Origin of the sequence: Micromonospora sp. WMMD961, from assembly GCF_029626145.1 — a bacterium.
Taxonomy (GTDB): domain Bacteria; phylum Actinomycetota; class Actinomycetes; order Mycobacteriales; family Micromonosporaceae; genus Micromonospora.
Window position 1 is genome coordinate 5,499,972 of sequence record NZ_JARUBJ010000002.1, and the last position, 24,445, is coordinate 5,524,416.

General features: G+C 71.6%; 25 protein-coding genes. 11 read left to right on the forward strand and 14 right to left on the reverse strand.

Annotation, left to right across the window (positions count from 1 at the left end; translation table 11 throughout):
- Positions 1–78 precede the first annotated feature (78 nt).
- The 5 genes from O7614_RS24775 to O7614_RS24795 all read right to left on the reverse strand — a co-directional run bounded on the left by O7614_RS24775 (position 79) and on the right by O7614_RS24795 (position 5,480).
- Positions 79–1,203 carry a glycosyltransferase family 4 protein gene (locus O7614_RS24775; protein ID WP_278140845.1) on the reverse strand — a complete coding sequence of 375 codons (1,125 nt, stop codon included), beginning with the start codon at positions 1,201–1,203 and terminating at the stop codon, positions 79–81.
- Positions 1,200–2,459 carry a M48 family metallopeptidase gene (locus O7614_RS24780; RefSeq protein ID WP_278140846.1) on the reverse strand — a complete coding sequence of 420 codons (1,260 nt, stop codon included), beginning with the start codon at positions 2,457–2,459 and terminating at the stop codon, positions 1,200–1,202. Before O7614_RS24780 ends, O7614_RS24775 begins: the two co-directional genes overlap by 4 nt.
- Before the next feature lie 102 nt (positions 2,460–2,561).
- Positions 2,562–2,780 (reverse strand): hypothetical protein, encoded by a 219-nt coding sequence (locus O7614_RS24785; protein ID WP_278140847.1) that lies wholly within the window; start codon positions 2,778–2,780, stop codon positions 2,562–2,564.
- 456 nt (positions 2,781–3,236) lie between these two features.
- Positions 3,237–3,953 carry a DinB family protein gene (locus tag O7614_RS24790; RefSeq protein ID WP_278140848.1) on the reverse strand — a complete coding sequence of 239 codons (717 nt, stop codon included), beginning with the start codon at positions 3,951–3,953 and terminating at the stop codon, positions 3,237–3,239.
- 72 nt (positions 3,954–4,025) lie between these two features.
- Entirely contained in the window at positions 4,026–5,480 is a 1,455-nt protein-coding gene (locus O7614_RS24795; protein WP_278140849.1) for an NYN domain-containing protein, read from the reverse strand.
- 127 nt (positions 5,481–5,607) lie between these two features.
- On the opposite strand from O7614_RS24795, the gene O7614_RS24800 reads away from it, so the two are divergent.
- The 5 genes from O7614_RS24800 to O7614_RS24820 all read left to right on the forward strand — a co-directional run bounded on the left by O7614_RS24800 (position 5,608) and on the right by O7614_RS24820 (position 11,148).
- Positions 5,608–7,362 (forward strand): DEDD exonuclease domain-containing protein, encoded by a 1,755-nt coding sequence (locus O7614_RS24800; RefSeq protein ID WP_278140850.1) that lies wholly within the window; start codon positions 5,608–5,610, stop codon positions 7,360–7,362.
- A gap of 127 nt (positions 7,363–7,489) precedes the next feature.
- Positions 7,490–9,283 carry an HD domain-containing protein gene (locus tag O7614_RS24805; RefSeq protein ID WP_278142371.1) on the forward strand — a complete coding sequence of 598 codons (1,794 nt, stop codon included), beginning with the start codon at positions 7,490–7,492 and terminating at the stop codon, positions 9,281–9,283.
- A 53-nt stretch (positions 9,284–9,336) separates the two neighbouring features.
- Entirely contained in the window at positions 9,337–9,879 is a 543-nt protein-coding gene (locus O7614_RS24810; RefSeq protein ID WP_278140852.1) for an NUDIX domain-containing protein, read from the forward strand.
- Complete coding sequence (locus tag O7614_RS24815) at positions 9,876–10,745, forward strand: sugar phosphate nucleotidyltransferase (protein ID WP_278140853.1); 870 nt, start codon at positions 9,876–9,878, stop codon at positions 10,743–10,745. Before O7614_RS24810 ends, O7614_RS24815 begins: the two co-directional genes overlap by 4 nt.
- Positions 10,746–10,860: 115 nt before the next feature.
- A complete protein-coding gene (locus O7614_RS24820) occupies positions 10,861–11,148 on the forward strand; it encodes an Lrp/AsnC ligand binding domain-containing protein (RefSeq protein ID WP_088988344.1) in 288 nt (95 codons plus the stop codon).
- Between the two features lie 88 nt (positions 11,149–11,236).
- On the opposite strand, the gene O7614_RS24825 is transcribed toward O7614_RS24820, so the two are convergent.
- The 5 genes from O7614_RS24825 to O7614_RS24845 form a co-directional block, all read right to left on the reverse strand.
- Positions 11,237–11,926, reverse strand: coding sequence for a DUF4142 domain-containing protein (locus tag O7614_RS24825; protein ID WP_278140854.1), 690 nt, complete (start codon positions 11,924–11,926; stop codon positions 11,237–11,239).
- A 194-nt stretch (positions 11,927–12,120) separates the two neighbouring features.
- Entirely contained in the window at positions 12,121–13,752 is a 1,632-nt protein-coding gene (locus O7614_RS24830; protein WP_278140855.1) for a ubiquinol-cytochrome c reductase cytochrome b subunit, read from the reverse strand.
- Positions 13,749–14,837 (reverse strand): Rieske 2Fe-2S domain-containing protein, encoded by a 1,089-nt coding sequence (locus tag O7614_RS24835; protein WP_278140856.1) that lies wholly within the window; start codon positions 14,835–14,837, stop codon positions 13,749–13,751. Before O7614_RS24835 ends, O7614_RS24830 begins: the two co-directional genes overlap by 4 nt.
- 64 nt (positions 14,838–14,901) lie before the next feature.
- The gene (locus tag O7614_RS24840; RefSeq protein ID WP_145779658.1) at positions 14,902–15,738 is read right to left on the reverse strand and encodes a cytochrome c; all 837 of its coding nucleotides are present in this window, start codon (positions 15,736–15,738) and stop codon (positions 14,902–14,904) included.
- 70 nt (positions 15,739–15,808) lie between these two features.
- Entirely contained in the window at positions 15,809–16,408 is a 600-nt protein-coding gene (locus O7614_RS24845; RefSeq protein WP_238642380.1) for a heme-copper oxidase subunit III, read from the reverse strand.
- 99 nt (positions 16,409–16,507) lie between these two features.
- Between O7614_RS24845 and O7614_RS24850 the strand changes: the two genes are divergently transcribed.
- The 4 genes from O7614_RS24850 to O7614_RS24865 all read left to right on the forward strand — a co-directional run bounded on the left by O7614_RS24850 (position 16,508) and on the right by O7614_RS24865 (position 19,558).
- Entirely contained in the window at positions 16,508–17,437 is a 930-nt protein-coding gene (locus tag O7614_RS24850) for a cytochrome c oxidase assembly protein (RefSeq protein ID WP_278142372.1), read from the forward strand.
- Positions 17,438–17,545: 108 nt separating this feature from the next.
- Positions 17,546–17,941 (forward strand): hypothetical protein, encoded by a 396-nt coding sequence (locus O7614_RS24855; protein ID WP_278140857.1) that lies wholly within the window; start codon positions 17,546–17,548, stop codon positions 17,939–17,941.
- Between the two features lie 90 nt (positions 17,942–18,031).
- Complete coding sequence (trpD, locus tag O7614_RS24860; protein ID WP_278140858.1) at positions 18,032–19,078, forward strand: anthranilate phosphoribosyltransferase; 1,047 nt, start codon at positions 18,032–18,034, stop codon at positions 19,076–19,078.
- A 276-nt stretch (positions 19,079–19,354) separates the two neighbouring features.
- Positions 19,355–19,558 (forward strand): hypothetical protein, encoded by a 204-nt coding sequence (locus tag O7614_RS24865; RefSeq protein WP_278140859.1) that lies wholly within the window; start codon positions 19,355–19,357, stop codon positions 19,556–19,558.
- Positions 19,559–19,764: 206 nt separating this feature from the next.
- On the opposite strand, the gene O7614_RS24870 is transcribed toward O7614_RS24865, so the two are convergent.
- Complete coding sequence (locus O7614_RS24870) at positions 19,765–20,190, reverse strand: cytochrome c oxidase subunit 4 (protein WP_278140860.1); 426 nt, start codon at positions 20,188–20,190, stop codon at positions 19,765–19,767.
- A 9-nt stretch (positions 20,191–20,199) separates the two neighbouring features.
- Entirely contained in the window at positions 20,200–21,171 is a 972-nt protein-coding gene (gene coxB, locus O7614_RS24875) for a cytochrome c oxidase subunit II (RefSeq protein WP_278140861.1), read from the reverse strand.
- A 230-nt stretch (positions 21,172–21,401) separates the two neighbouring features.
- Between coxB and O7614_RS24880 the strand changes: the two genes are divergently transcribed.
- A complete protein-coding gene (locus tag O7614_RS24880) occupies positions 21,402–22,553 on the forward strand; it encodes an aminotransferase class V-fold PLP-dependent enzyme (protein WP_278140862.1) in 1,152 nt (383 codons plus the stop codon).
- The gene (locus O7614_RS24885) at positions 22,550–22,783 is read left to right on the forward strand and encodes a sulfurtransferase TusA family protein (protein ID WP_278140863.1); all 234 of its coding nucleotides are present in this window, start codon (positions 22,550–22,552) and stop codon (positions 22,781–22,783) included. Before O7614_RS24880 ends, O7614_RS24885 begins: the two co-directional genes overlap by 4 nt.
- Before the next feature lie 133 nt (positions 22,784–22,916).
- On the opposite strand, the gene O7614_RS24890 is transcribed toward O7614_RS24885, so the two are convergent.
- Positions 22,917–23,897 (reverse strand): carbohydrate kinase family protein, encoded by a 981-nt coding sequence (locus O7614_RS24890; RefSeq protein ID WP_278140864.1) that lies wholly within the window; start codon positions 23,895–23,897, stop codon positions 22,917–22,919.
- Positions 23,898–24,069: 172 nt separating this feature from the next.
- A complete protein-coding gene (erpA, locus tag O7614_RS24895; RefSeq protein ID WP_007463211.1) occupies positions 24,070–24,438 on the reverse strand; it encodes an iron-sulfur cluster insertion protein ErpA in 369 nt (122 codons plus the stop codon).
- Positions 24,439–24,445: the final 7 nt, after the last annotated feature.

Genomic DNA, 24,445 nt, shown 5'->3' on the forward strand with positions numbered 1-24,445 from the left:
CCCGAGATGTAGGGGCCAGTCAACAGCGAGTGGTCCCTACATCCATCCGAGGCTCCGGCTGGCGCCCCGGGGCAGCCGTCAGCCGGCGAGCAGCGCCGCCATCCGGTCCGCCTGCGCCTCCCAGCGCCACTCGCGCTCCACCCACGCCCGGCCGGCGGCGCCCAACTGGCGGGCCAGGTCCCGGTCCGCGAGTAGCCGGGCGACCCGGTCGGCGAGCTGGGCGACGTCCCGGCCACGGACGACATAGCCGGTCTCGCCCTCACGGACCGCGTCCGGTGCGCCGCCGGAGTCACCGGCCACCACCGGCAGGCCGGTCGCGGAGGCCTCCAGGTAGACGATGCCCAGCCCCTCGACGTCGAGCCCACGGTTGCGGGTGCGGCACGGCATCGCGTAGACGTCGCCGGCCGCGTAGTGCGCCGGCAACTCGACCGACGGCACCGAGCCGGTGAACACCACGTCCCGTTCCACGCCGGCCTGCCGGGCCAGCTTCTCCAGGGTCGCCCGGTACGGGCCGCCACCGACGATCAGCAGCGCCGCGTCCGGCACCCGACGACGGATCTCCGGCAGTGCCCGGATCAGCATGTCCTGACCCTTGCGCGGCACCAGCCGGGACACACAGACCACCACCGGCCGGTCGGTCAACCCGAGCCGAGCCCGGACCGGCTCGCCATCCACTGTCGGGTGGTAGGTGTCCACGTCGACGCCGGGCGCCAACTGACGCAGCTCGGTCACGCCGTCCAGCACCCGGGCCAGCCGGCTGCGGGTGTACTCACCGAGGTAGGTCGTGACGTCCACCCCCCGACCGATGCGCCGCAGCGCCGGCCGGGCGGCCGGCAACGCCGCCCAACCGACCTCGTGGCCGTGGGTCTGCGCCACCACCCGGCGTACGCCCGCCCGCCGGCGCAGACCGGCCGCGAGCAGCCCCAACGGGGCCGCCGCCCCGAACCACACCGTGTCGCAGTCGTACGCGCGAGCCAGCCGCGCCGCCCGGCGGGCGATCAACGGGGTCGGCAACAGCACCCGGGTGCGCTCCCGGATCACCTCGAACGGCTGGTCGGCGTCGAACTTCGCAGACCCCCGCCAGTTCGACGCGTACACCACCACCGAGCCGGCCGGTTGGCGCACCGCGAGGTTGTGCACGAAGGACTGGATGCCGCCCGGACGGGGTGGAAAGTCGTTGGTGATCAGCAGGGTGCGGCTCATCGGCCGGCCTCCCGGGCGTACGCGCGGGCGGCGGCCATCCGCTCCACGGTGGACGGATGCGAGGCCGAGTAGAGGTATTCCCATCGCGGCGGGTCGGGGTCGCCCAGGTTGACCGAGCCGAGCCGCCGCTGCATCGACTCGAAGGCCGCCGGGTCGCCGGTGAGCGCGAGGGCGTGCGCGTCGGCCCGCGCCTCCACCCGCCGCGACATCAACGCCTGCACCGGCGCGGCGACGAACCCGGCGACCGTGACGAGGGCCAACAGCAACGGGAACGCTCTCGGCTGGGCGACCGAGTCGACGCCGGCCAGCCGCAGCAGCGGCCCCCACGAGCCGAGCAGGTAGAGCGCCACCACCGCGGCGGCGGCGCCCAGCGCCCCGGTCAGCGTGCCGACCGCCACGTCGGAGTCCTTGGCGTGCCCCAACTCGTGCGCCACCACGGCGGTCACCTCGGCCGGGGTCGCCTCGGTCAGCAAGGTGTCGTAGACGACCACCCGCCGGGTCGGACCCAGACCGGAGACGTACGCGTTGACCGCCTTGGTGCGGCGGGAGGCGTCGGCGACCAGCACGTCCCGCACCGGCACCCCGTCCCGGGCGGCCATGCTGATCAGCTCGGTGCGCAACGGCCCCTGCTCCATCGGCGTGAACCGGTTGAACACCGGCTCCACGAGCACCGGCAGCACGAACGACAGCAGCACCACCAGCACTGCCGCGCCGCCCGCGCCGAACGCCCACCACCAGCGCGGCGCGAGCCGGATGACCGCGTAGAAGCCGAACAGCGCCACCGCGCCGATCACCGCGCTGACCGCGTACGACTTCAGCAGGTCCACCGCCCAGCCGCTCCACCCGTTGGTGCTCAGGCCGTAGCGGGTGAGCACGCTGTGCCGCCACGCGGCGAACGGAAGTGTCACCAGGTCGGCGACGAGCACCACGGCCAGCCCACCGAGCACGGCCTGCGCGGCCCAATGCCCCCCGAAGGGGCGGCCCACCAGCTCGACCAGGCGGCTGCCCAGCGGGGTGAGCCCGAGCGCGAGGGCGACGAGCAGCCCGACGGCGAGCGCGGTGTAGCTGCCGGGACGCAGTGCGGCCCGGAACTCCCGCCCCTTGGCCACCTGCTCGGCCGGCAGGTCCCGCAACGCTGCGAGCTGGTCGGCCCGGGGCGCCGGGGGCCGGTGCCAGGGAATGAGCAGCGCGGCGACCACGACCAGCGCGACGGTCAACCCGGCCAGGGCCACCAGCGCCCACCCGCGCGGGGTCACCGCGTCACCGCCCGTCGTACCCCGCTCATCGCGCTACTCCTCCCGCCGTGACCGCTCATCCTATGGCCCGCGAGAAGCGTGCTTCCGAGTGCGGTGTCGCGCTCAGGCGACCCGGCGGGTGGAACGGCGACGAGCCGCGTCGGGGCGCGCGGGCGCAGCCAGCACCTGCACGTCGAAGCCGGCCCGGGCGAACACCTCGATGGCCTCGACCTCGGCGGCGACCAGACCGGCCGCCGGGGACGTCTCGTCGAACAGGGCGGTCAGCGGGCAGCCGGAACAGCCGTCGGCCCGCTTCGCGCACCGATCGCAGTCGATGATCATCACACCTCCTGATCGGCACTCGGCACAGGGGCGACTCCGGTCGTCGCCGGCCGAGCACCGTCGGTGACATCGACATTAAACAGCGGGTACGACAGGAACCCCGTCCGACCGCCCGTTTCAGGGCTAGATCCACTCCAGATCAGCGATATCGGGGTATCCCACCCTCGCGGAACGGCCCGACATCACGGAACTCGTGCCGACCGAGCGAGAAGGGGCATCGTTTGGTCGATCGGTCACCCGGGCACTGAGCGACGGTGGCCGACCTCGATGCTTCGTCCGTCGTGGACTTCCGGTACTCCCCACGCCGCCATCGCCGCGCCAAGGTGCTTGCGGTACTGGGCGCCGCGGCTCTCGTCGCCTTCTACCGGGCCCCGCCACACTGCGTCGTGAGCTGGCCCGGCGGCTACCGACCGGTTGACTGGCGGCCGAGCGCCCGCCCGGTCCAGGAGCGAGCCCTCATCCCTGCGCGTCGAGGTCACGCAGTGCGTAGCGGAGGTGCTGCCACTCCTCCTGGAAGATCACGTGGAGGCAGTGCAGGACGGACACATTGTGCTCGGGCCACCAGGCGCTCGGCCGAGACTCGGCGAGCAACTCCGGTGTGACGGTCGCCAGGAATTCGCGCACCATGGCCTGCCGCTCGGCCCGCACCTGGAGGACCGCGTCGAAGGTCGGCTGCTGCGTGGCGAAGACCGACATGTCGAAGCCGTCCGTCTCGTACTCGGCGTGCGGCTGACCGAGTGGGTGGAACGGCTGCGGCAGGCGTAGGACCGCCTTGCCCAGCCACGCGTCCGCCGCGAACGCCAGGTGGCGCAACGTCTGCGCGAACGACCACTCCCCGTCGACCGAGACGTCGACCGCACCCTGGGGCATGGATAGAGCCCGGTCGACCGCCGCCGCCCAGGCCCGTTCGACCGCCGCCCACCCCGCGCGTAGGTCGGCCGGGTCCTTGGCCTGCCTGAGCTCCCGCCCGGGGAACCGCCGGTTGAGCTCGGCCTCCACGAGCGGCACGACATCGACGCCGTTGACCACGAGCGTGCCCTCGGCCAGCCACGGCGCGTCGATGTCCAGACCGTCCACATCGACGCCGCGCATCACCCCACCGGCAATTGTCGAGCGGTTGAACCGCGCCCCCCGCAGATCCTTGTCGACGAAGACCCTGAAATCGTCCTGCACCACTGCGACTCCCATCCCCGGCGGTCGCGGCGATGCTAACGCCGCGGTCCGACACGCTCCGGGAGCCTGCGGTCAGGAGCGGGCTAGTCGCCGCAGCAGGGAGTCCGCGCCCAGCGGGTAGGCGCCGTGCCGGCGTACCCCGTCGGCGACCTCGCGGTCCGAGGAGACCACCACCAGCGGGCGCCCCGCCGGCTCGGCACGGACCAGCCGCCGGATCAGCTCGTCGGCGGTCTCGCCCTTGCGGGAGAAGAGCACCCGCACGCCGCGCGGCGCGGGTGGCAGCCCGTGCATCCGCTCGGCGCCGTCGAAGACCACGGTGACCTCGTCGCCGGTCTGCGCGGCGATGCCGCCGAGGCCGGTGATCAGGCGTTTGCGCTGCTGCTCCAGGGACATCTCGCCGAAGCCGCGCTTGGTGACGTTGTAGCCGTCGACCACCAGGTGTGCCCGGGGCAGGGCGAGCAACTGGTCGAGCCGGGCCGGGTCGTCGGTGTCGCGGGCCCGTGCGGCCGGGCCGGCCGGGGCGGTGCCCGGCTGCTCGGCGAACGCGTCGGCCACGAAATCGGCGGGGAGTTTGTCCACCGGGTCGAGCGCCAGCTCCCGGCGTAGGCCGACAGCGGCCTGGCCGATGGTCTCCAGCAACAGCCAGAGCCGGGCGTCGTCGACCGAACGCGCCTCCTTGGCGCTCGCCCGCGCCACCCCGGCGGCGGCTTCCGCCTCGGCCAACCGGGCCCGGGCCCGACGTAGTTCGGCGTCCACGTCCGCGCTGGCCCGCGCGGCGCGGCCGCGCTCGGTGGCCAGCAACTCGGTGGCCTTGCGCTCACGGGCCTGGGTCTCCCGCAGGGTACGGGCCACCTGCCGGGACTCCTCGCGGAGCTGACCCAGCTCCTCACGGACGCGGGCCAACTCGTCGCGCAGCTTCTCCGCCTCGACCCGCGCCACCGCCCGGTCGTGCTCGGCACGGGTGGCGCGCTGTTCGGCCTCACGGACCAGTTCGGCGACGACCGCGCTGTCCGCCTCGGCGCGAACGGCGGCGCCGCTGGCGTCGATCAGCTCCCGCCAGCCACGCGGTCGGGCCAGGTAGGCCAGGGCGGCGACCTCGACCGGGTCGGCGGCGGCGGGGGCGGTGCCCTCGACGACAGCGGCCCCGAGGTCGCCGGCGTCGGCGAGGACGCGAGCGGTGACCCGCTGCCGGAACAGCGGGTCGGCGGTGAGCTGGGCGGCGATGACCGGCGCGCCGAGCCGGGCCCGCCGGTTGGGGGCGAACTTGGCCACCCGGCGCAACGGCACCGGCACCTCGTCGGCGGGCAGGGTGGGCAGCACCGCGGCGGTCAGCGTCACGATCCGCTGCCGGACCGGCTCGGGCAGCGTCGGTTCCGGCTCGACGGCCGGGCCGTCGCCGGTGGCCGTCGGGTCGGATGCGTCGGATGTCTCGTTGACTACGTTGTCGTCCGGGTTGCCCTGGCCCCCGTCGAGCGCGACCAGATCCTCCTCGGGGAGGTGGTCGTCGTGCGGCTCGGCGAGGGGCATGTGGCAAGTCTCCCACCGCGACCGGGCCCACCGCCCGGTGAGTGAGCCGATCTCTCATCCTAGCCCCATGGTGACTGGTGGGACGCATGCGACCGGAGTGTCGGACCCGGGCGTTAGCGTGCCGCCGATGGCACAGGCGGAGTACGTCCAGGAGTCCCTCGCTGGTCTCGACCCGGCGGTGGGTGGGGTGGACCCGGCGCTGCCGCTCTACGCGACCACCTTCGTGGTGGTCGACCTGGAGACCACCGGCGGCGCGCCGGACGGCGGCGGCATCACCGAGATCGGCGCGGTGAAGGTGCGCGGCGGTGAGCAACTGGGTGTGCTCGCCACGCTGGTCAATCCGGGGCAACCGATCCCGCCCTTCATCACCGTGCTGACCGGGATCACCCAGGCGATGCTGCTGCCGGCGCCGCCGATCGAGCAGGTGCTGCCGAGCTTCCTGGAGTTCATCGCCGACGCGGTGCTGGTGGCCCACAACGCCCCGTACGACGTGGGTTTCCTGAAGGCCGCCTGCGCCAAGCACGGCTACCGTTGGCCCAACCCGCGTGTGCTGGACACGGCCGCGCTGGCCCGCCGGGTGCTGACCCGCGACGAGGTGCCCAACCGCAAGCTCGGCACCCTGGCCGCCTACTTCCGCACCGCCACCCAGCCCACCCACCGCGCCCTGGACGACGCGAAGGCCACCGTCGACGTGCTGCACGGCCTGATCGGCCGGCTCGGCGGCCACCGGGTGGACACGGTCGGCGACGCCATCGAGTTCGCCCGGGCGGTCAGCCCGACGCAGCGCCGCAAACGGCACCTGGCCGAGGGGCTGCCCAAGGTCCCCGGTGTCTACATCTTCCGGGCCGCCGACGACCGCCCGCTCTACGTGGGCACCTCCGTGGACATCGCCACCCGGGTGCGCAGCTACTTCACCGCCGGGGAGAAGCGGGCGCGGATCTCCGAGATGCTCGCCGCGGCCGAGCGGGTCGAGGCGGTGGAGTGCGCGCACTCGTTGGAGGCGGAGGTCCGCGAGCTGCGGTTGATCGCCGCGCACGCCCCGCCGTACAACCGGCGGTCGAAATACCCGGAGCGGATGGTCTGGCTCAAGCTGACCGACGGTCCGTACCCTCGGCTGTCGATCGTCCGCGACCTCTCCCCCACCGACACCGCGTACCTCGGGCCGTTCACCTCCCGGCGCGCCGCGGAGCTGGCCGCCGCCGGCTTCCACGACGCGGTGCCGCTTCGCCAGTGCACGCACCGGCTCTCGCTGCGCACCGTCACGCCGGCCTGCGCGCTGGCCGAGCTGGGTCGCTGCCCGGCACCCTGCGAACACAAGATCACCCCGCAGGAGTACGACGACAGCGCCGCCGCGCCCTTCCGCACCGCCACCGCCAACGACCCCCAGCCGGTGGTGGACGCGCTGCTCGCCCGGATCGACGTGCTCTCCCGCGACCAACGCTACGAGGACGCGGCCGTGGTGCGGTCGCGGCTGGCCGCGGTGCTGCGGGCCACCGTCCGGATGCAGCGGTTGGCCGCGCTGACCGGGATCGTCGAGCTGGCCGCCGCACGGCCGGCCGCTCGGGGTGGCTGGGAGTTGGCGCTGGTGCGGCACGGCCGACTGGCTGGTGCGGGGGTCTCGCCGCCGGGTGTCCACCCGCGGCCCACGTTGACCGCCATCCGGGCCACCGCGGAGACGGTGCCGGGCGGGCACGGCCCGGTGCCGGCCGCCACCGCCGAGGAGTCCGAGCGGATCCTGTCCTGGTTGGAACGACCGGAGACCCGGCTGGTGGAGATGTCCTCCGGTTGGTCCTCCCCGGCGAGTGGCGCGGGCCGGTTCCGTGACCTGCTGGCGAAGGCCGAGGGCGGCGCGTCCCACCAACTCTCGACCGAACGCTCATGACCAACTGACCGATCGGACTACGTCGACTCGCTTAGGCTGTTAGAGAAGTGCAGTCCTGCCCGATTCGTGGGCCTGCTCCCGCCGCCGGGTGTCGGCGATGTGGAGCCGGGGTGAGGAGGTGTCCCTCGTGGACGTCGACGCCGGACACGGCGCCGCCCTGGGGGGCGCCCTTCCGACACAGCCGGGTGAGCTGCCGCTCGCCCGCCGGCTGCGGTCGTTGCTCAGCTGGCCGACCACCGACTCCGACCCGGTCACCCACCTGGTGCGCACCCACCGGAGCATCCACGCCGGCACCGACCCCGCGGTGCTGCGCCGGGCCTACACGATCGCGGAGAACATGCACCGCGGGCAGTTCCGCAAGAGCGGGGAACCGTACATCACCCACCCCCTCGCGGTGGCGCAGATCTGCGCCGAGCTGGGCATGGACTCCACCACCCTGGTCGCGGCGCTGCTGCACGACACCGTGGAGGACACCCGCTACACCCTCCAGGCGCTCTCCGAGGACTTCGGCGGCGAGGTGGCCCACCTGGTCGACGGGGTGACCAAGTTCGACAAGGCGTTCTACGGCAAGGCCGCCGAGGCGGAGACGATCCGCAAGATGATCGTGGCGGCCGCGAAGGACGTCCGGGTGCTGATCATCAAGCTGGCCGACCGGCTGCACAACATGCGCACCCTCGGGGTGCGCTCGGCGTCCTCCCGGGAACGCATCGCCCGCAAGACCCAGGAGGTGTTGGTCCCGCTCTGTGACCGGCTCGGCATCCAGACCCTCAAGCGCGAGCTGGACGACGTGGTGCTGCTGCACCTCGAGCCCGACGAGCACGCCCGGCTGGCCCGGCACGTGCACGACCGGCCGGGATGGGACGCGTACCTCGACTCGGTGGTCACCCGGGCCCGGGTGTCGCTGAAACGCAGCCGGGTCGACGCCGAGGTGAGCCCTCGTCCCCGGCACCTCTACTCGATCTGGAAGGACACCATCGCCGGCAACCACACCGCTCCGTACGACCTGCCCCGCATCGTGGTGGTGGTCGACGGCCCGGCGACCGACTGTTACGCCGCGTTGGGCGCGATCCACGGCACGTGGCGACCGATCCCCGGCCGCTTCAAGGACTTCATCGCCTCACCGAAGAACAACCTCTACCGGTCGCTGCACACGAGCGTCTGCGGCCCGCAGGACCGCACGGTCGAGGTGCTGATCCGCACCGAGGAGATGCACCGCTCGGCCGAGTACGGCATCGCCGCCGACTTCCGCTTCCCGCGCTCGGGCAGCGGCAGCGCGGCGGCCCGCGCCGAGCAGTTGGACTGGCTGCGCCGGGTGCTCGACTGGGAGCCGGACGCCGCCGACCCGGCACAGTTCTACGAGTCGCTGCGCTGCGACCTCGCCGAGGGCCAGATCCAGGTCTTCGCCGACGGGCAGCAGGTCGTGCTGCCGGCCGGCGCGACCCCCGTCGACCTGGCCTACGAGCTGGGCAACGAGCGGGGCGACCACTGCCTCGCCGCCCGGATCAACGGTCGGCTGGCCCCGCTGAGCTCGGAGCTGGACGAGGGCGACGTGGTGGAGATCTTCACCGAGAGCGACGGCGACAACGGGTTCGAGGCCGGGGTGGCGCCGCGCGGCCCCCGCCGGGAGTGGCTGAGTTTCGTCAAGTCGCCGCACGCGCAGATGCAGATCAACAGGTGGTTCGCCGAGCACACCGAGCCGGGCATCACGATCAGCGACAAGGTCCGCCTCGGGCGGGCCACCATCGGGCTCGCCCTGCGTCAGCACAACCGTGGCCTCGCCAGTGACCTGCCACTGTTGCGCCTCTCCGAGGAGCTGGGCTACCCCGACCTGGAGACCCTGCTGGTCGCGGTCTTCGACCGGGTGATCGAACCGGACACCGTGGTACGCCAGCTCATCGACCTGGTCGACCATCGACAGTGACCGGGCCAGCCCCGGCGCGTCCGAGCGACATTCGTGACCACTAGCCTGGAGTCATGATCCCCCGCTCCCGCGCCACCGGTCGGGCCATCTTCTACCAGGCCTTCTACCGAATGCCGCTGCCGGTGCGTCGGCGCCTGGTCCGGCTGGCCGTGCCCAAGTACATCGTCGGCGCGGTCACCCTGGTCCGCGACGCCGAGGCGACCGGCGCGGGCCGGCTGCTGATGCTGCGCCAGCCGCCGGGCAAGGGTTGGTCACTCCCCGCCGGCCTGCTCAATCGCGGCGAGCCCCCGGTGGTGGGAGCGGCCCGCGAGCTGTTCGAGGAATCCGGCATCCGGCTTCCCCCGTCGCGGCTGCGCCCGGCGGCACCGAACGCGATCGTGCACGCCAAGGGCTGGGTGGACATGGTCTTCGAGACCGAGGTGCCCGCGTCCACCACCGAGTTGGCGGTCGACGGCGCGGAGGTCTTCGAGGCCGCCTGGCACCCGCTGGACGACCTGCCCAAGCTGACCTGGCCGACCGCCCGGCTGCTCGCCTACTACGACATCGGGCCGCTGGCCGGGCAGTTCCCGCCACCGGTCCCGGACGATCTGCCGTGACCGGCGGGGCCGGCGTTCCAGCGGAGCTGTGCGCGGTCGTGCTCGCCGCCGGCGAGGGCACCCGACTGCGCCCGCTCACCGAACGGGTCCCCAAGGCGCTCTGCCCGGTGGGCAACGTGCCACTGCTCGACCGCGTGTTGGCCCGGCTGGCCGGGCTCGGTCTGAGCAGTCCCGACCGGGTCGCGGTGAACGCCTGCTACCTCGGCGACCAGGTGGTCGCGCACGTCGGTCACCGCACGCACCTGTCCGTCGAGCCGGGCGACCCGCTGGGCACTGCGGGCGGGGTGGCCAACCTGCGGGACTGGATCGACGGGCGGCCGGTGCTGGTCGGCAACGCCGACGCGTACCTCGCCGATCCGGTGGCCGCGCCCGGCCCGGACGTGGCCGCCCTGCTCGACGGCTGGGACGGGCGCACCGTTCGCCTGCTGGGGCAGCCCGCGGCGAACCCGACGGCGCCGGGCACCTTCGACGGGCACTGCTTCACCGGCTTCTCGCTGTTGCCCTGGCGACTGGTCCGTGACCTGCCGGTGGTCGTGTCCGACCTGGTCCGTGCCGTCTGGCGTCCGGCGGAGGCGGCGGACGCCCTGGAGGTGGTGCCCTACCCGGGCGCCTTCTTCGACACCGGCACGCCGGCCGACTACCTGGCGGCCAACCTGCACGCCGCGGCCGGCGGCAGCCTCGTCGACCCCTCGGCGACGGTCACCGGCCGCTGCGTGGAGTCGGTGATCGGCGCGGACGCGCGGGTCGACGGCGACGTGCTGCGCACAGTGGTGTGGCCGGGCGCGACGGTACGTGCCGGGGAACGGCTGGTCGACGTCATCCGGTTCGGCAACGACCGCACCCTGCCCGCCACGGCACACGGGTGACCGCGCCACGGCACACGGGTGACTGCGCTCCCCGAACCGGACCGGCGGCCCTCGCTCGGCAGGGCCGGAAAACATCTAGCATGAGCGACGACGCCGACGAACGGAGAGATGTCCCGTGATCACCGCGATCGTGCTGATCGACTGCGCCACCGACGCGATCCCCGAGGTGGCCGAGACCCTGGCCAACCTCCCCGGCGTGAGCGAGGTCTACTCGGTGGCCGGGCACGTCGACCTCATCGCCATCGTCCGGGTCCGCGAGTTCGACCAGATCGCCCAGGTCATCGCGGGCAGCATCTCCAAGGTGCCGGGCGTGCTCAACACCGAGTCGCACATCGCGTTCCGCGCGTACTCCCAGCACGACCTGGAGGAGGCGTTCGCGATCGGCCTGGCCAGCGCCGACTGACCCGCCCCTACCGTTCCAGGCCGGGGTTCACCGCACGCACGGCGGCCGGTCCACCGCTCGGGTGGACCGGCCGTCTGCTGTCGCTACGTCAGCTCTCGCTGGGAGCCGGCGTTTCGGTGGTGCCGCCGCCCGGTGCCGGGGACTCGGTGTTGCCACCCGGAGCCGGCGACTCGGTGCCGGTGCCGCCCGGAGCCGGCGACTCAGTGCCGGTGCCACCCGGGCTGGGCGTACCGCTGGCGCTGGTCTGCGGAACCGGGATGCCCAACTGGTTGGCGAGCTGCACCAGCTCGTCGTAGTGCGCCTGCAGCGTCGGCAGGGCGGTCTGGGCCAACTGGACCACCGACTGCTCGGAGCCCTGCGAGATCTCCGTCTGGGTGGCCTGGATGGCCTGGACATGACCAGCCAGCTCACTGGTCACCCAGAGCCGGTCGAACTCCGCACCACTGGCGTTGTTCAGCTGGTCGATGACCGCCTGCTGATCGGCGGTGGGCTCGTTCGGCAGCTCCACGTTGAGCTGGGACGCGGTCTGCTGCACGGTCTGGTCCAGCTGGGTGTGGTCGGTCTTGAACATCGCACCCAGGTCCTTGACCCCCTGGTTCTGGCCCTTCTGCTGGGCCAGGTCACCGGCGGTGATCTCGAACAGGTTGACCTGGTGAACCGCCTGCAGGTACTGGGTGTCCTGCGTCGACGGCTGTGCCGCAGCCTGCGCGGCCGCGGCCGGCGCGACACCGACCAGTACCAGCGCGGCCAACAGGCCGAGGCGTTTGATACCCAACATGCTTCCCCCCCTTGAGACGTTGGACCGCACGCATACCCGGCTCACCGGGGTTATTCCTGCGATCACCCGTCGCGCGGGCTCGACCGGTCTGAGCGTGGCCGCCCGACTCCGCCTCGGAAGGGCCGTGGGATGCGGAAACGACGTGACGCCCGCCGGAAATCCGGCGGGCGTCACGTAACGGTGCGATCGGGTGATCAGCGGCGGCTCTCGCCGCTGCCGATCTCCTCGCGCTCGGGCCGGGCCTCGACCGGCGGGTGCCCCGGCGAGACCGGCGCCTCGACCGGCTTCTCGATCGGGTAGAAGAAGCCCCGGATGGCCGGCCCGAGGGCACCCAACCGGTTCATCTTCTTCGGTACGACCCAGCCGACGTACTCCAGCTCGCCGTGACCGTCCGCGTGCCCGTTCGACGCGCTGAGCGGCTGGTGCACCTCGACGAACCGGCCGTCCGGCAGACGCCGGATGATGCCGGTCTCCACGCCGTGCGCGAGCACCTCCCGGTCGTGCTGCTGCAGACCCAGGCAGAGCCGGTAGGTGACGTAGTACGCCAGCGGTGGGAGCACCAGCAGACCGATCCGGCCGGCCCAGGTCATCGCGTTCAAACTGATCTGGAACTTGTCGGCGATCACGTCGTTGGCGCCGGAGAGCGTCAACACGACGTAGAACGCGACGGCCATCGCGCCGACGGCGGTACGGGCCGGAGCGTCCCGGGGCCGCTCGAGCAGGTTGTGGCTCTTGCGGTCCTTGAGCTGCCGGGCCTCCAGGAACGGGTACATCGTCGACAGGCCGACCAGGATGCCGGGCAGCACAACCGTGGGCCAGAACAGCGGCGGAATCACGTACCCGTCGCCGAGCGGGATATTGATCTCCCAGGCCGGCATGAGTCGGGTCGACCCGTCGAGGAACATGACGTACCAGTCAGGCTGGCTGGCGGCCGAGACCACCCACGCCTCGTACGGGCCGAACAGCCAGATCGGGTTGATCTGGAACAGACCGCCCATCAGCGCGATGACGCCGAAGACGACCATGAAGAAGCCGCCCTGCTTCAGCGCGTACCGCGGGAACATCCGCTCGCCGACCACGTTGTTGTTGGTCCGGCCGGGGCCGGGCCACTGGGTGTGCTTCTGCTTGAAGACCAGCCCCAGGTGGACGCTGATCAGCGCGACCAGCAGACCCGGGATGAGCAGCACGTGGGCGATGAAGAACCGGCTGATGATGATCGTGCCCGGGAACTCGCCGCCGAAGACCGACGAGGTGACCCAGGAGCCGATCACCGGGATGGACAGCATGATCGCCGAGGCGATCCGCAGGCCGGTGCCGGAGAGGCCGTCGTCCGGCAGCGAGTAGCCGGTGAAGCCGGCCAGGAAGCCGACCCAGAACAGCAGCGAGCCGATGATCCAGTTGGTCTCACGCGGCTTGCGGAAGGCGCCGGTGAAGAAGACCCGCAGCATGTGCACGACGATCGCGGCCATGAACAGCAGCGCCGCCCAGTGGTGCATCTGCCGCATCACCAGACCACCGCGGACGTCGAACGAGATGTCCAGGCTGGAGGCGTACGCGGCGGACATCGGGGTGCCCTGCAACGGCGCGTAGCTGCCGTCGTAGACCACCTCGGTCATCGCCGGCTCGAAGAAGAAGGTGAGGAACACACCGGTCAGCAGCAGCACGACGAACGAGAACAACGCGATCTCGCCGAGCAGGAAGGACCAGTGGTCCGGGAAGACCTTGTTCAGCAGCTTGCGCAGCGGGGTGGCCACCGCGAAGCGGTCGTCCACTCCCACCGCGGCCTTGCCCGGCGTCGCCGCCAGGTCGAACTTACGACGCTTCACGGCCGCTCCCAGAAGTCAGGCCCGACAGTCTCGGTGTAGTCGGACTTCGCCACGAAGAAGCCCTCGGAGTCCACCTCGATCGGCAACTGCGGCAGCCGCCGGCTGGCAGGGCCGAAGACGGGCTTGGCGTTGTTGGTGATGAGGAACTGGGACTGGTGGCACGGGCAGAGCAGCCGGTTGGTCTGCTGCTCGTACAGGCTGGCCGGGCAGCCGGCGTGCGTGCAGATCTTGGAGAAGGCCGCGTAGTTGCCCCACATGTAGTCGCCGTGGCCGATGCTCTCGTTGGCCCGGCGCGACTCCTGCGCGTCCGAGTCGCGGAGGTGGATCAGCAGCGTCGGCGAGTCGGCGTGCTTGTTGCTCACGCCGTGATCGATGCCGGGGAAGACGGTCAGCTGACCACCGGCGCTGACGTCCGCCGGACGGACCGGACGACCGTCCTCGCGGACCAGGCGGATGCGCTCGCCGCCCTCGGCCGGGGCGAACCCGGTGGTGAACATCTGGTTGTTCTTGTGCGGGTTGGAGATCAGCCCACCGACCAGTGGCGCGGCGGCGACCGCGGCCACCGGCGCGAGACCGGCCAGCAGCGAGATGCCGAGCAGCGGGCGACGCTTCACACCCAGCTCGTCCGCCATGTAGAGCATGGTCTGGCCGGTGATGGTGCGGCCTTCCTCGTCCACCTGGCCCTCGTGCCGGTCCTGGATCGAGACCTCCTTGGGCAGCAACTTCTTGCCCCAGGTCAGGATGCCGAAGCCGACGGCGAGCAACGCCACGCCGAGGGTGAACCCGAGCAGCGGGGTGTAGAACTTGTCGCCGCCCCGGCCCGCCTCGTACTGCCACGGCCACCAGATGTAGATGGCCAGGAAGGCGGTCGCGGCCAGACCGGTGATCAGGAAGAACCCGGCGACCACCCGGGTCAGCCGACGCTCCGCCTTGGTGCCGGGCAGCACCTGCGGCTCGTAGTGGACGATCTCGATGTCGTCCCGACGCGCACCCTCACGAACAATGTCGAACCGGGTGAGCTTGGGGTCGTTCACGTCGAGCGGCTCCCGGCCCTGCGGGGCCTGGTGCTCGGTGTGGGTGCTCATGCCGTCACCTCGCTACGGGTGGTGCCGAGCGGCACCACGGCGCTGAAACTGAGTATCCGCTCGGTCACGACTTGCCTGCAATCCACAGGCTGGCGAAGACGAGCGCCACGATGCCGACCAGGAAGATCGCCAGGCCCTCGGTGGAGGGGCCGTACCGCCCGAGGTTGAACCCACCCGGGTCCTGGTCGTGCTTCAACGTCTCCTGGATGTAGGCGATGATGTCGGCCTTCTGCTCCGGCCGGAGCTGGTTGTCGCCGAACACCGGCATGTTCTGCGGGCCGCTCAGCATCGCCGCGTAGATCTGACGGTCGGTCGCGGGGTGCAGGCTCGGGGCGAACTTGCCCGAGGAGAGCGCGCCGCCGCCACCACCGAAGGCGTGGCACTGCGAGCAGTTGATCCGGAACAGCTCACCGCCGGCCGCGATGTTGCCGTCCTCGCGGAGGTCGTCGCCGTCCGGCACGACCGGGCCGCCACCCAGCTCCTGGATGTACTGGGCCAGCTGACGGGTCTGCTCGTCGGTGAAGACCGGCGGCTTGCGGTGCGCCTGGGCCTCCTGGCGGGCCAGCGGCATGCGCCCGGAGCTGACCTGGAACTCGACCGATGCCGCGCCGACGCCGATCAGGCTCGGCCCGCGGCCCTCGACACCCTGGGCGTTGCGACCGTGACAGGTCACGCAGCTCACGTCGAACAGCGCCTTGCCCTCGGCTGCGGCGCCGGTCAGCTGCGGGTTGTCCTGCGCCTGGGCACCGGGGGCGAAGACGGTGTAGGCGCCGCCGGCGAGCATCAGCGCGGCGATCAGCCGGACCGCGGCACCCAGCCGGCGGCGGCCCCTGCTGCGCGCGGCGGGCCGCTCGCGCAACCGCGCGAGCAGACCGCGTCGGCGGTCGTTGTCAGAAGTCATGAGCGGTGTCCTTAACCGGTTGGACCTGTCTCAGGGGACGGAGCAGCAGCGCGGAACGTGACGCGCAAGATCACTGAAGCCAGTAGATCATGGCGTACAGCCCGATCCACACGACGTCGACGAAGTGCCAGTAGTACGACACGACGATCGCCGAGGTCGCCTGCGCCGGGGTGAACCGGCCCATGGTCGTGCGGACCATGAAGATGATGAAGGCGATCAGACCGCCGGTCACGTGCAGGCCGTGGAAGCCGGTGGTCAGGTAGAACACCGACCCGTAACCGTCTTCGTTGATCTTGACGCCGTCGGCGACCAGGTGCCGGTACTCGTTCAGCTGGCCGAGCACGAAGATCAGGCCCATCACGAAGGTGACGGTGAACCAGCGCCGGAGCGCGTGCACGTCACCCTTCTCCGCCGCGAAGACGCCGAGCTGGCACGTCACCGAGGACAGCACCAGGATCACCGTGAAGGTGGTCGCGTACGGGATGTTCAGCGCCTCGGTGTGCTTCTCCCACTGCTCCGGCGCAGCCGCGCGGATGGAGAAGTACATCGCGAACAGCGCCGCGAAGAACATGAGTTCGCTGGAGAGCCACACGATCGTCCCGACGCTGACCATGTTCGGTCGGGTCAGAGAGTGGATCCGGCTCTTGTCAATGGCTGGGGCCGCAGTCACGCCGTCATTATTGCCCCTGACCGGGGCCGGCGATCAGCGGGGTGGCAAACCTGCGCCTTCCGTGGCCCGGGCGTCAGGGTCCGCTTCGCCTGGCCTAGCCTGAAAAGCGTGCTGCACGTCGATCCGATCTTCGCCGCCACCTCGGCACCGCCGCCGTTCACCGTCGGCGCGGTGCTGACCGAGACCCGGCTGGACAGCTGGCTGGCCCTCGGTCTGGTGGTCGCCGCCGGCCTGTACCTCTACGGGGTGTACCGGCTGCGCCTGCGCGGCGACCGCTGGCCGATCGTCCGTACGGTGTTCTTCCTCGGCCCCGGGCTGGGCGGCATCGCGCTGGTCACGGTCAGCGGGTTGCACGCGTACGACACCGCGCTGCTGTCCGTGCACATGATCCAGCACATGGTGCTGTCCATGGTGGCGCCGATCTTCCTGGCGCTGGGCGCGCCGATGACCCTGGCCCTGCGTACCCTGCCGGTCGGGCCGCGCAGGCGCCTGCTGGCGATCGTGCACAGCCGTGTCGCCCGGGTCTACAGCTTCCCGCTGGTGGCGTTCGCCATCTTCGTGTTCAACCCGTTCGTGCTGTACTTCAGCGACCTGTACCGCTACACCCTCGAACACGCCTGGGCGCACGAGCTGGTGCACGCCCACTTCATCATGACCGGCTGCGTGTTCTTCTGGCCGTTGCTCGGGCTCGACCCGCTGCCCGGCCGCTGGCCGTACCCGGCCCGCGCGCTGCTGATGCTGCTCTCGGTGCCGTTCCACACGGTGCTCGGCCTGACCATCATGCAGAGCAGCACGCTCTTCGGCGGCGACTGGTACCCCTCGCTCAACCTCGGCTGGTCCGACCCCTGGCAGGACCAGGTGGTCGCCGGCGGCATCCTCTGGGCCGGTGGCGAGTTCGTCAGTGTGACGATGCTCGCGGTGCTGGTCGTCCAGTGGGTCAAGCAGTCCGAGCGGGAGGCCCGCCGGGTCGACCGCGAGCTGGACCGCCAGGAGGCCCGCGAGCGCGCCGCCGACGCCGCAGCCGCCTGAGCTGCCCGGACGGTACGCCCCGACGAGCGGCGGCGGGCGGGATGTCGGCTACGTCACCCCGACCGGTACGATCGGCGGGCAGCCACCAGGTGAAAGCGGAGTGCCGGCATGAGTGATCGTCTTTGCACCGTTCTGCTCTACAGCGACGACCCGCAGGTCCGTGACCGGATGCGGATGGCCGTCGGCACCCGTCCCGCTCCCGGGCTGCAGATCGAGTTCGTCGACGCGTCGACCTATGCGGAGACCATCCGGCTGGTCGACGACTACGAGATCGACCTGCTGCTGCTCGATGGCGAGGCCAGCCCGGGTGGCGGCATCGGCATCGCCCGGCAGATCAAGGACGACCGGGAAGACGCTCCCCCGACCTGCCTCGTGATCGCCCGCGCCGCCGACCGATGGCTCGCCGCGTACGCCGAGGTCGACGCCACGCTGGTGCACCCGCTCGACCCGGTTACCACCGGCGGCACGGTGGCCGAGCTGCTGCGGACGCACGCACCCGCCTGACGTCCCCCCGCTCACCGGCACCGTCACGGCGCCGGACCAGTCGGCGCCGGTTCCAGCCCACCCGCACTTCGTACGCTCGGGAGGCCCGCCATGGGCGATCGGACCTGGCCCAACCTGCTCAACTCGCTGCTGCGCGGCGAAGAGCTGTCCACCGCCGACACCGCCTGGGCGATGGACGAGATCATGACCGGCTCGGCGACCGCCGCCCAGATCGCCGGCTTCGCCGTGGCGTTGCGGGCCAAGGGTGAGACCCCGGCCGAGCTGGGTGGCCTGGTGCAGGCGATGCTGGGTCGCTCGGTCCCGGTGGTGCTCTCCGACGACCTGCGCGACACCGCGCTCGACGTGGTCGGCACCGGCGGTGACCTCGCCCACACGGTGAACATCTCCACGATGACCGCGCTGGTGGTCGCCGGCGCGGGCGTACGCGTCGTCAAGCACGGCAACCGGGCCGCCTCCTCCCTGTGCGGCACCGCCGACCTGCTGGAGTTCCTCGGCATCCCGCTGGACCTCGGCCCGGAACAGGTCGCCCGCTGCGTCGAGGAGGCCGGCATCGGGTTCTGCTTCGCTGCCCGGTTCCACCCCGGGATGCGACACGCCGGTCCGGTCCGCCGCGAGGTGGGCGTGCCCACCTTCTTCAACTTCCTCGGCCCACTGACCAACCCGGCCCGCCCCCGGGCCGGCGCGGTCGGCTGTTTCGACTCCCGGATGGCCCCGGTGATGGCCAGCGTCTTCGCCGCCCGGGGCGACTCGGCGATCGTGATGCGCGGTGAGGACGGCTTGGACGAGTTCACCACCGCCGCGCCGACCCGGGTCTGGGCAGCTCAGGGCGGCACCGTACGCGAGGCCGTGCTGGACGCGACGGACCTGGGGGTGCCCCGCGCCACTCTCGGCGACCTGCGCGGCGGTGACGCCGCCTACAACGCCGGCGTGGCCCGTCGCCTGCTTGCCGGCGAGACCGGCCCGGTCCGGGACGCGGTGCTGGTCAACGCGGCGGCGGCGCTGGCGACCCAGGGCCCGCTGGACGGCGACCTGACCGAGGCGCTGCGCGCCGGCCTGGACCGCGCCGCCGAGTCGATCGACTCCGGCGCTGCCGCCGCGACCCTCGACCGCTGGATCAAGGCCGCCACCGCCGCCTGACGAGCGGCGACAACGCGCACCCACCGCCGACGGGCCGGCGTTCCCCAGCCGTCCGGCGGGCATCGGCGCACGGCGGGCGAGCCGCAGACGTGGCAGCGGGCTCGGCGCACGTTCCACGGCTGACCTGCGGTGCACGCCCGACGAGCAGTCGGCACGACCTCCGGACGGAGATTTGTCGGACCCGGGTGGAAAACTACAGGCGAGTAGTTCTCCGCTCCTGTCCGTGCGTCGCTGTCGCATCCGGGGGCGGTTCGCCTGGACTGAGAGGAGACGCCCGTGTCGCACCGCGAGCTGCACTGCGATGTCTGCGAGGGCGTGGCACCGTTCGAGACGCCGCCCTGCGTCGACGGTCACGGCACCGACTGTCCCGAGCTGATCTGCACCGGTTGCGGCGCCGCCGTGGTGATCGCCACCTACGCCTCCCCGGTCACCCGGCTGGCCGACCGTCGACGCCGCCAGCCCGCCCGCCGCGCCGCCTGACCACACCGGGCCCGACCCACCGCGCTCCCGTACCCGTGCTTGCGCGGCACCACATCGCCCACCGTGCGGTGTCGGGCCGCGCTTGCACCCCCACCTCGCCGAGGTGAAGGTGATCATCGCGTGACGTGGAGCGCGAGCACGACGAAGGCCCGCTCCCCCACCTGGGGAACGGGCCTTCGCGATGTACGGGTACGACCGGGCGCCGGTCAGTGCTCGGCGGTGCGCCGGGTGCCGCTGTAGTACTCGAACAGCAACCCGCAGGCGGCGAACACGACCGCCACCAGGCCGGCGCCGATCAGCCAGTACTGCCAGAACACCATGCCGAGCGCGGCGATCGCGGCGGCCAGCGCCAGACCGAACGGCCAGTAGCTGCCCGGGCTGAAGAAGCCGACCTCGCCGGCACCGTCGGCGATCTCGGCGTCCGGGCGGTCCTCCGGGCGCAGGTCGATCCGGCGGGAGACGAACCAGAAGAAGCCACCGCACATCGAGCAGAGCAGGAACGACAGCAGCAGGGCGACGGTGCCGACCCACTCGATGCCGCCCGCGGCACCGTGCGTCCAGGCGCCGTAGAGGATGGTGGCCCCGAAGAGGAACACGGCGATGATCAGGAAGATACGCCACTCGGTCTTCATGCCGCTGCCTCAGCTTCCCGTGCGGGCCGGAACGTCGTCCGGGTTGAAGTTGTCCTGCGTCCGCCGGGTGTCGAACGGCTGGGTGGTCTTCGCGTACGGATCCTCGCCGATCTCGGTCAGCGCTTCCTGGGTGGACTTGCCGGCCTGCTTGGCCGCCAGGAACTGGTCGTACTTCTCCGGTGAGACCACCCGCAGCTCGAAGTTCATGAACGCGTGGTAGCTGCCGCACAGTTCGGCGCAGCGCCCGACGTAGGCGCCTTCGGCGTCCAGGCTGGAGACCTCGAACACGTTGCGGATCTTGCCCGGCATGACGTCGCGCTTGAACAGCAGCTCCGGCACCCAGAACGAGTGGATGACGTCGCGGCTGGTCTCCTCGAACCGGATGGACCGGTTGGTCGGGAGCACCAGCACCGGGATGACCTCACTGGTGCCGAGCGTCGACGCGGTGGTGCGGGCGTCCGGGCCCTGACCGTCGCGGTAGTTGAACTGCCAGTTCCACTTGAAGGCGACAACCTCGACCGTGACGTCCGGGTTCTTCGACAGCTTGTCGACGTCGGTCTGCACGATCGCCGTGTAGTAGAAGAGCACGGAGACGATCAGGATCGGCGCGATGGTGTAGAGGAACTCCATCGGCAGGTTGTACCGGGTCTGCACCGGCAGCGCGTTGCCACGCTTGCGGTAGCGCACGACACACCAGAAGATCAGGCCCCACACGAAGACGCCGACCGCGAGCGCGGCGATGCAGGAGGCGATCCACAGGTCGTACATCCGCTTGGACTCCGGCGAGATGCCGCCCTGCGGCCAGCCGAAGCCGTGGAATGCCTGCCCCACGTCACAGCCCGTGAGCAGAACCAGCAGCGCCACGCCACCGAGACCGAGCCCGGCCAACCGACCAGCACCACGCCCCCGGCGTCCACCAACCCCCGGGGAAGCGCTGTGCCGTACGGCCGACGGCCGTACCTCCGAACTCCTTGCGACCACCTGGTCCTGCCTCCCTAGCGCGCCGCGGTGCGTCTTTCCTCAGCACCGACGGCAAAGGCGTCACCGACGGTCGCAGATTACTCGACCATGACGGACTCGACCGTGGTGGGGTGGCTGTCCGCCCCCATCGGGGGGATCCCGGGCATACCGCCGCGATAGCGTTGCGACCTGTGAGCGCGAGGAGCGAGCCGGGGTTGCGAGCCCCGCAGTCGCGAAACGAAGGCGGGCCTGTGAGCGCTTCCCCGGTCTACCTGGACGCGGCGACCGCCGCGCCGATGCATCCGGTGGCGCGGCAGGCGTTGCTGGCCGCGTTCGACGACGGCTGGGCCGACCCGGGCAAGCTCTACACGCAGGCCCGCCGGGCGCGGCAGTTGCTCGACGCCGCCCGCGAGGCCACCGCGTCGACGCTCGGTGTCCGCGCCGACGAGGTGTCCTTCACCCCCAGCGGTACGACGGCAGCTCACGGCGCGGTGCTCGGGGGCCTGGCGGGGCGGCGTCGGGTCGGGGCGACGCTGGTGCACTCGGCGATCGAGCACTCGGCGGTGCTGCACGCGGCGGAGCGCCATGTCGCGGCGGGTGGTACGGCGGTGGGTGTGCCGGTCGACCGCTCGGGCCGGTTGGATCTGAGCGCCTGGTCGGCGGCTGTGCGCGGACCCGGGGTCGCGCTGGCCTCCCTGATCACTGCCAGTCACGAGGTGGGGACGGTGCAACCGGTCGCCGAAGCGGCGGCCACCTGTGCGGAGGTGGGGGTGCCGCTGTACGTGGACGCCGCGCAGTCGGTGGCCCGGGTGCCCCTTCCGGCCGGTTGGTCGGTGCTCAGCGCGAGCGCCCACAAGTGGGGCGGTCCGCCCGGGGTGGGGGTGCTGGTGGTCCGTAAGGGCACCCGTTGGGAGTCGCCCTGGCCGGCCGACGAGCGGGAGGGTGGGCGTACCCCCGGGGTGGTGAACCTGCCCGCGGTGGTGGCGGCGGCGGCGAGCCTGCGGGCGGCGGCGGCGGACGCGGCGGGCGAGGAGGCCCGGCTGGCGCCGCTGGTGGACCGGATCCGGGCGCGGGTCGCGGCGGAGGTGCCCGACGTGGAGGTGGTCGGCGATCCGGTGCTCCGGCTCCCGCACCTGGTTACCTTCTCGTGCCTGTACGTTGACGGTGAGGCGTTGCTGCACGCGCTGGACCGGCGGGGCTTCGCCGTGTCGTCCGGTTCGTCCTGCACCTCGTCCACGCTGCGGCCGTCGCACGTGCTGGAGGCGATGGGGGTGCTCTCGCACGGGAACGTGCGGGTCAGCCTGCACCGGGAGACGACCGAGGCGGACGTCGAGCGGTTCCTCGGCGAGTTGCCGACGATCGTCGCCGAGTTGCGTGCCGACGCCGGGGTGGTGGGGTTGTGACGATGCCGGACCAGGTCATCGACTGCCGGGGGCAGCGCTGCCCGCTGCCCGTGATCGCGGCGGCCCGGCGGTTGCCGCAGGTGCCGGTGGGCACTGTGGTCCGGGTGCTGGCCGACGACCCGGCGGCGGCTGTCGACATTCCCGCGTGGTGCCGGATGCGCGGCCAGGAGTTCCTCGGCTCGGTGAACGGCCCCGACGGCCCCGCCTACGACGTCCGCCGCTCCCACTGAGACCACGCGTCCGTCCGGGCGCGTCGATCATGGAGTTCTGGTGGGGACAGAATGGCGCATAAAGCACCATCCGGTCACCACTACTCCATGATCGACGCTCTGGTTGACGCCGATCGCCGGTCGGGGGCGGGAGCTACGGCAGGAGGAGGTGGGGGCGGATCTCGTCGGCGGCGGGGTCGCCGTAGGACTCGGCCAGCCGCTTGACGAACAGGTCGGGGCGGACGTCGTACTCCTGGGTTCCGACGGTCTCCAGGACCAGCGTGGCCAGCAGCGAGCCGACCTGGGCGGCCCGTTCCAGGCCGACGCCCCAGGAGAGCGCGGTGAAGAAGCCGGCCCGGAAGGCGTCGCCGACACCCGTCGGGTCGACCGCCCGGATCTCCCGCGCGATGGGTACGTGGATCGGGTCCATACCCCGGCCGACGATCTCCACACCGTGCTTGCCCAGCGTGGTGACCCGCACCTTGACCAGGTCCAGCAGTTGGTCGTCGGTCAGCTGCGCCTTGCTCTGCAGCAGCGACTTCTCGTAGTCGTTGGTCATCAGGTACTCGGCGCCCTCGATCAGCGCCACCACGTCCTCGCCGCCCATCCGGGCGAGCTGCTGCGACGGGTCGGCGGCGAACGCGTACCCGCGGCTGCGGCACTCGGCCGAGTGCCGCAGCATCGCCTCGGGGTCGTTGGCGCTGACCAACACCAGGTCCAGTCCGCCCAGCCGGTCGGCGACCGGGGCCAACTCGATGTTGCGCGCCTCGCTCATCGCACCGGCGTAGAACGACGCGATCTGGCACATGTCCGTGTCGGTGGTGCAGACGAACCGGGCCGTGTGCGCCACCTCGCTGATGTGCACCGAGTCGCAGTCCACGCCGTGGCGCTCCAGCCAGGAGCGGTAGTCGGCGAAGTCCGCGCCGACCGCGCCGAGCAGCACCGGGTGCAACCCGAGCTGGCCCATGCCGAAGCAGATGTTCGCCGCCACGCCACCGCGGCGGAGCACCAGGTCGTCCACCAGGAAGGAGAGGGACACCTTGTGCAGCTGATCGGCGATGAGCTGGTCGGCGAAGCGACCGGGAAAGCTCATCAGATGATCGGTGGCGATCGAGCCGGTGACGGCGATCTTCATGTCAACCCTCAGGGTCGGGAGCAGGGCGCGGTCAGCCTACCGGCCCGGCAACCCGACGGTGACCGGTCGGTCGGACAACGGCAACCAGGTCGTCACGAGCGCGTCGCGGGGCCGGTACGACGAAGGGCCGCCCCGAAGGACGGCCCGTCATCGCTGGTGCGTGGTGCGTGACTCAGTTGAACGAGTCACCGCAGGCGCAGGAGTTGCCCGCGTTGGGGTTGTCGATGGTGAAGCCCTGGGCGTCGATCCGGTCGGCGAAGTCGATCGTCGCGCCGGAAAGGTACGGAGCGCTCATCCGGTCGACGACGACCTCGACACCACCGAAATCGGTGACGACATCACCGTCGAGCGAACGCTCGTCGAAGAAGAGCTGGTACCGCAGGCCGGAGCAGCCGCCCGGCTGCACGGCGACGCGGAGCCGCAGGTCGTCGCGGCCCTCCTGCTCGATCAGGGCCTTGACCTTCTGCGCCGCGACGTCGGTGAGGACGACGGAAGTAGGGGCCTGGGCCTCGGTCGACTCGGTCTGCGCTGGCGTGGTCACGTGGAAG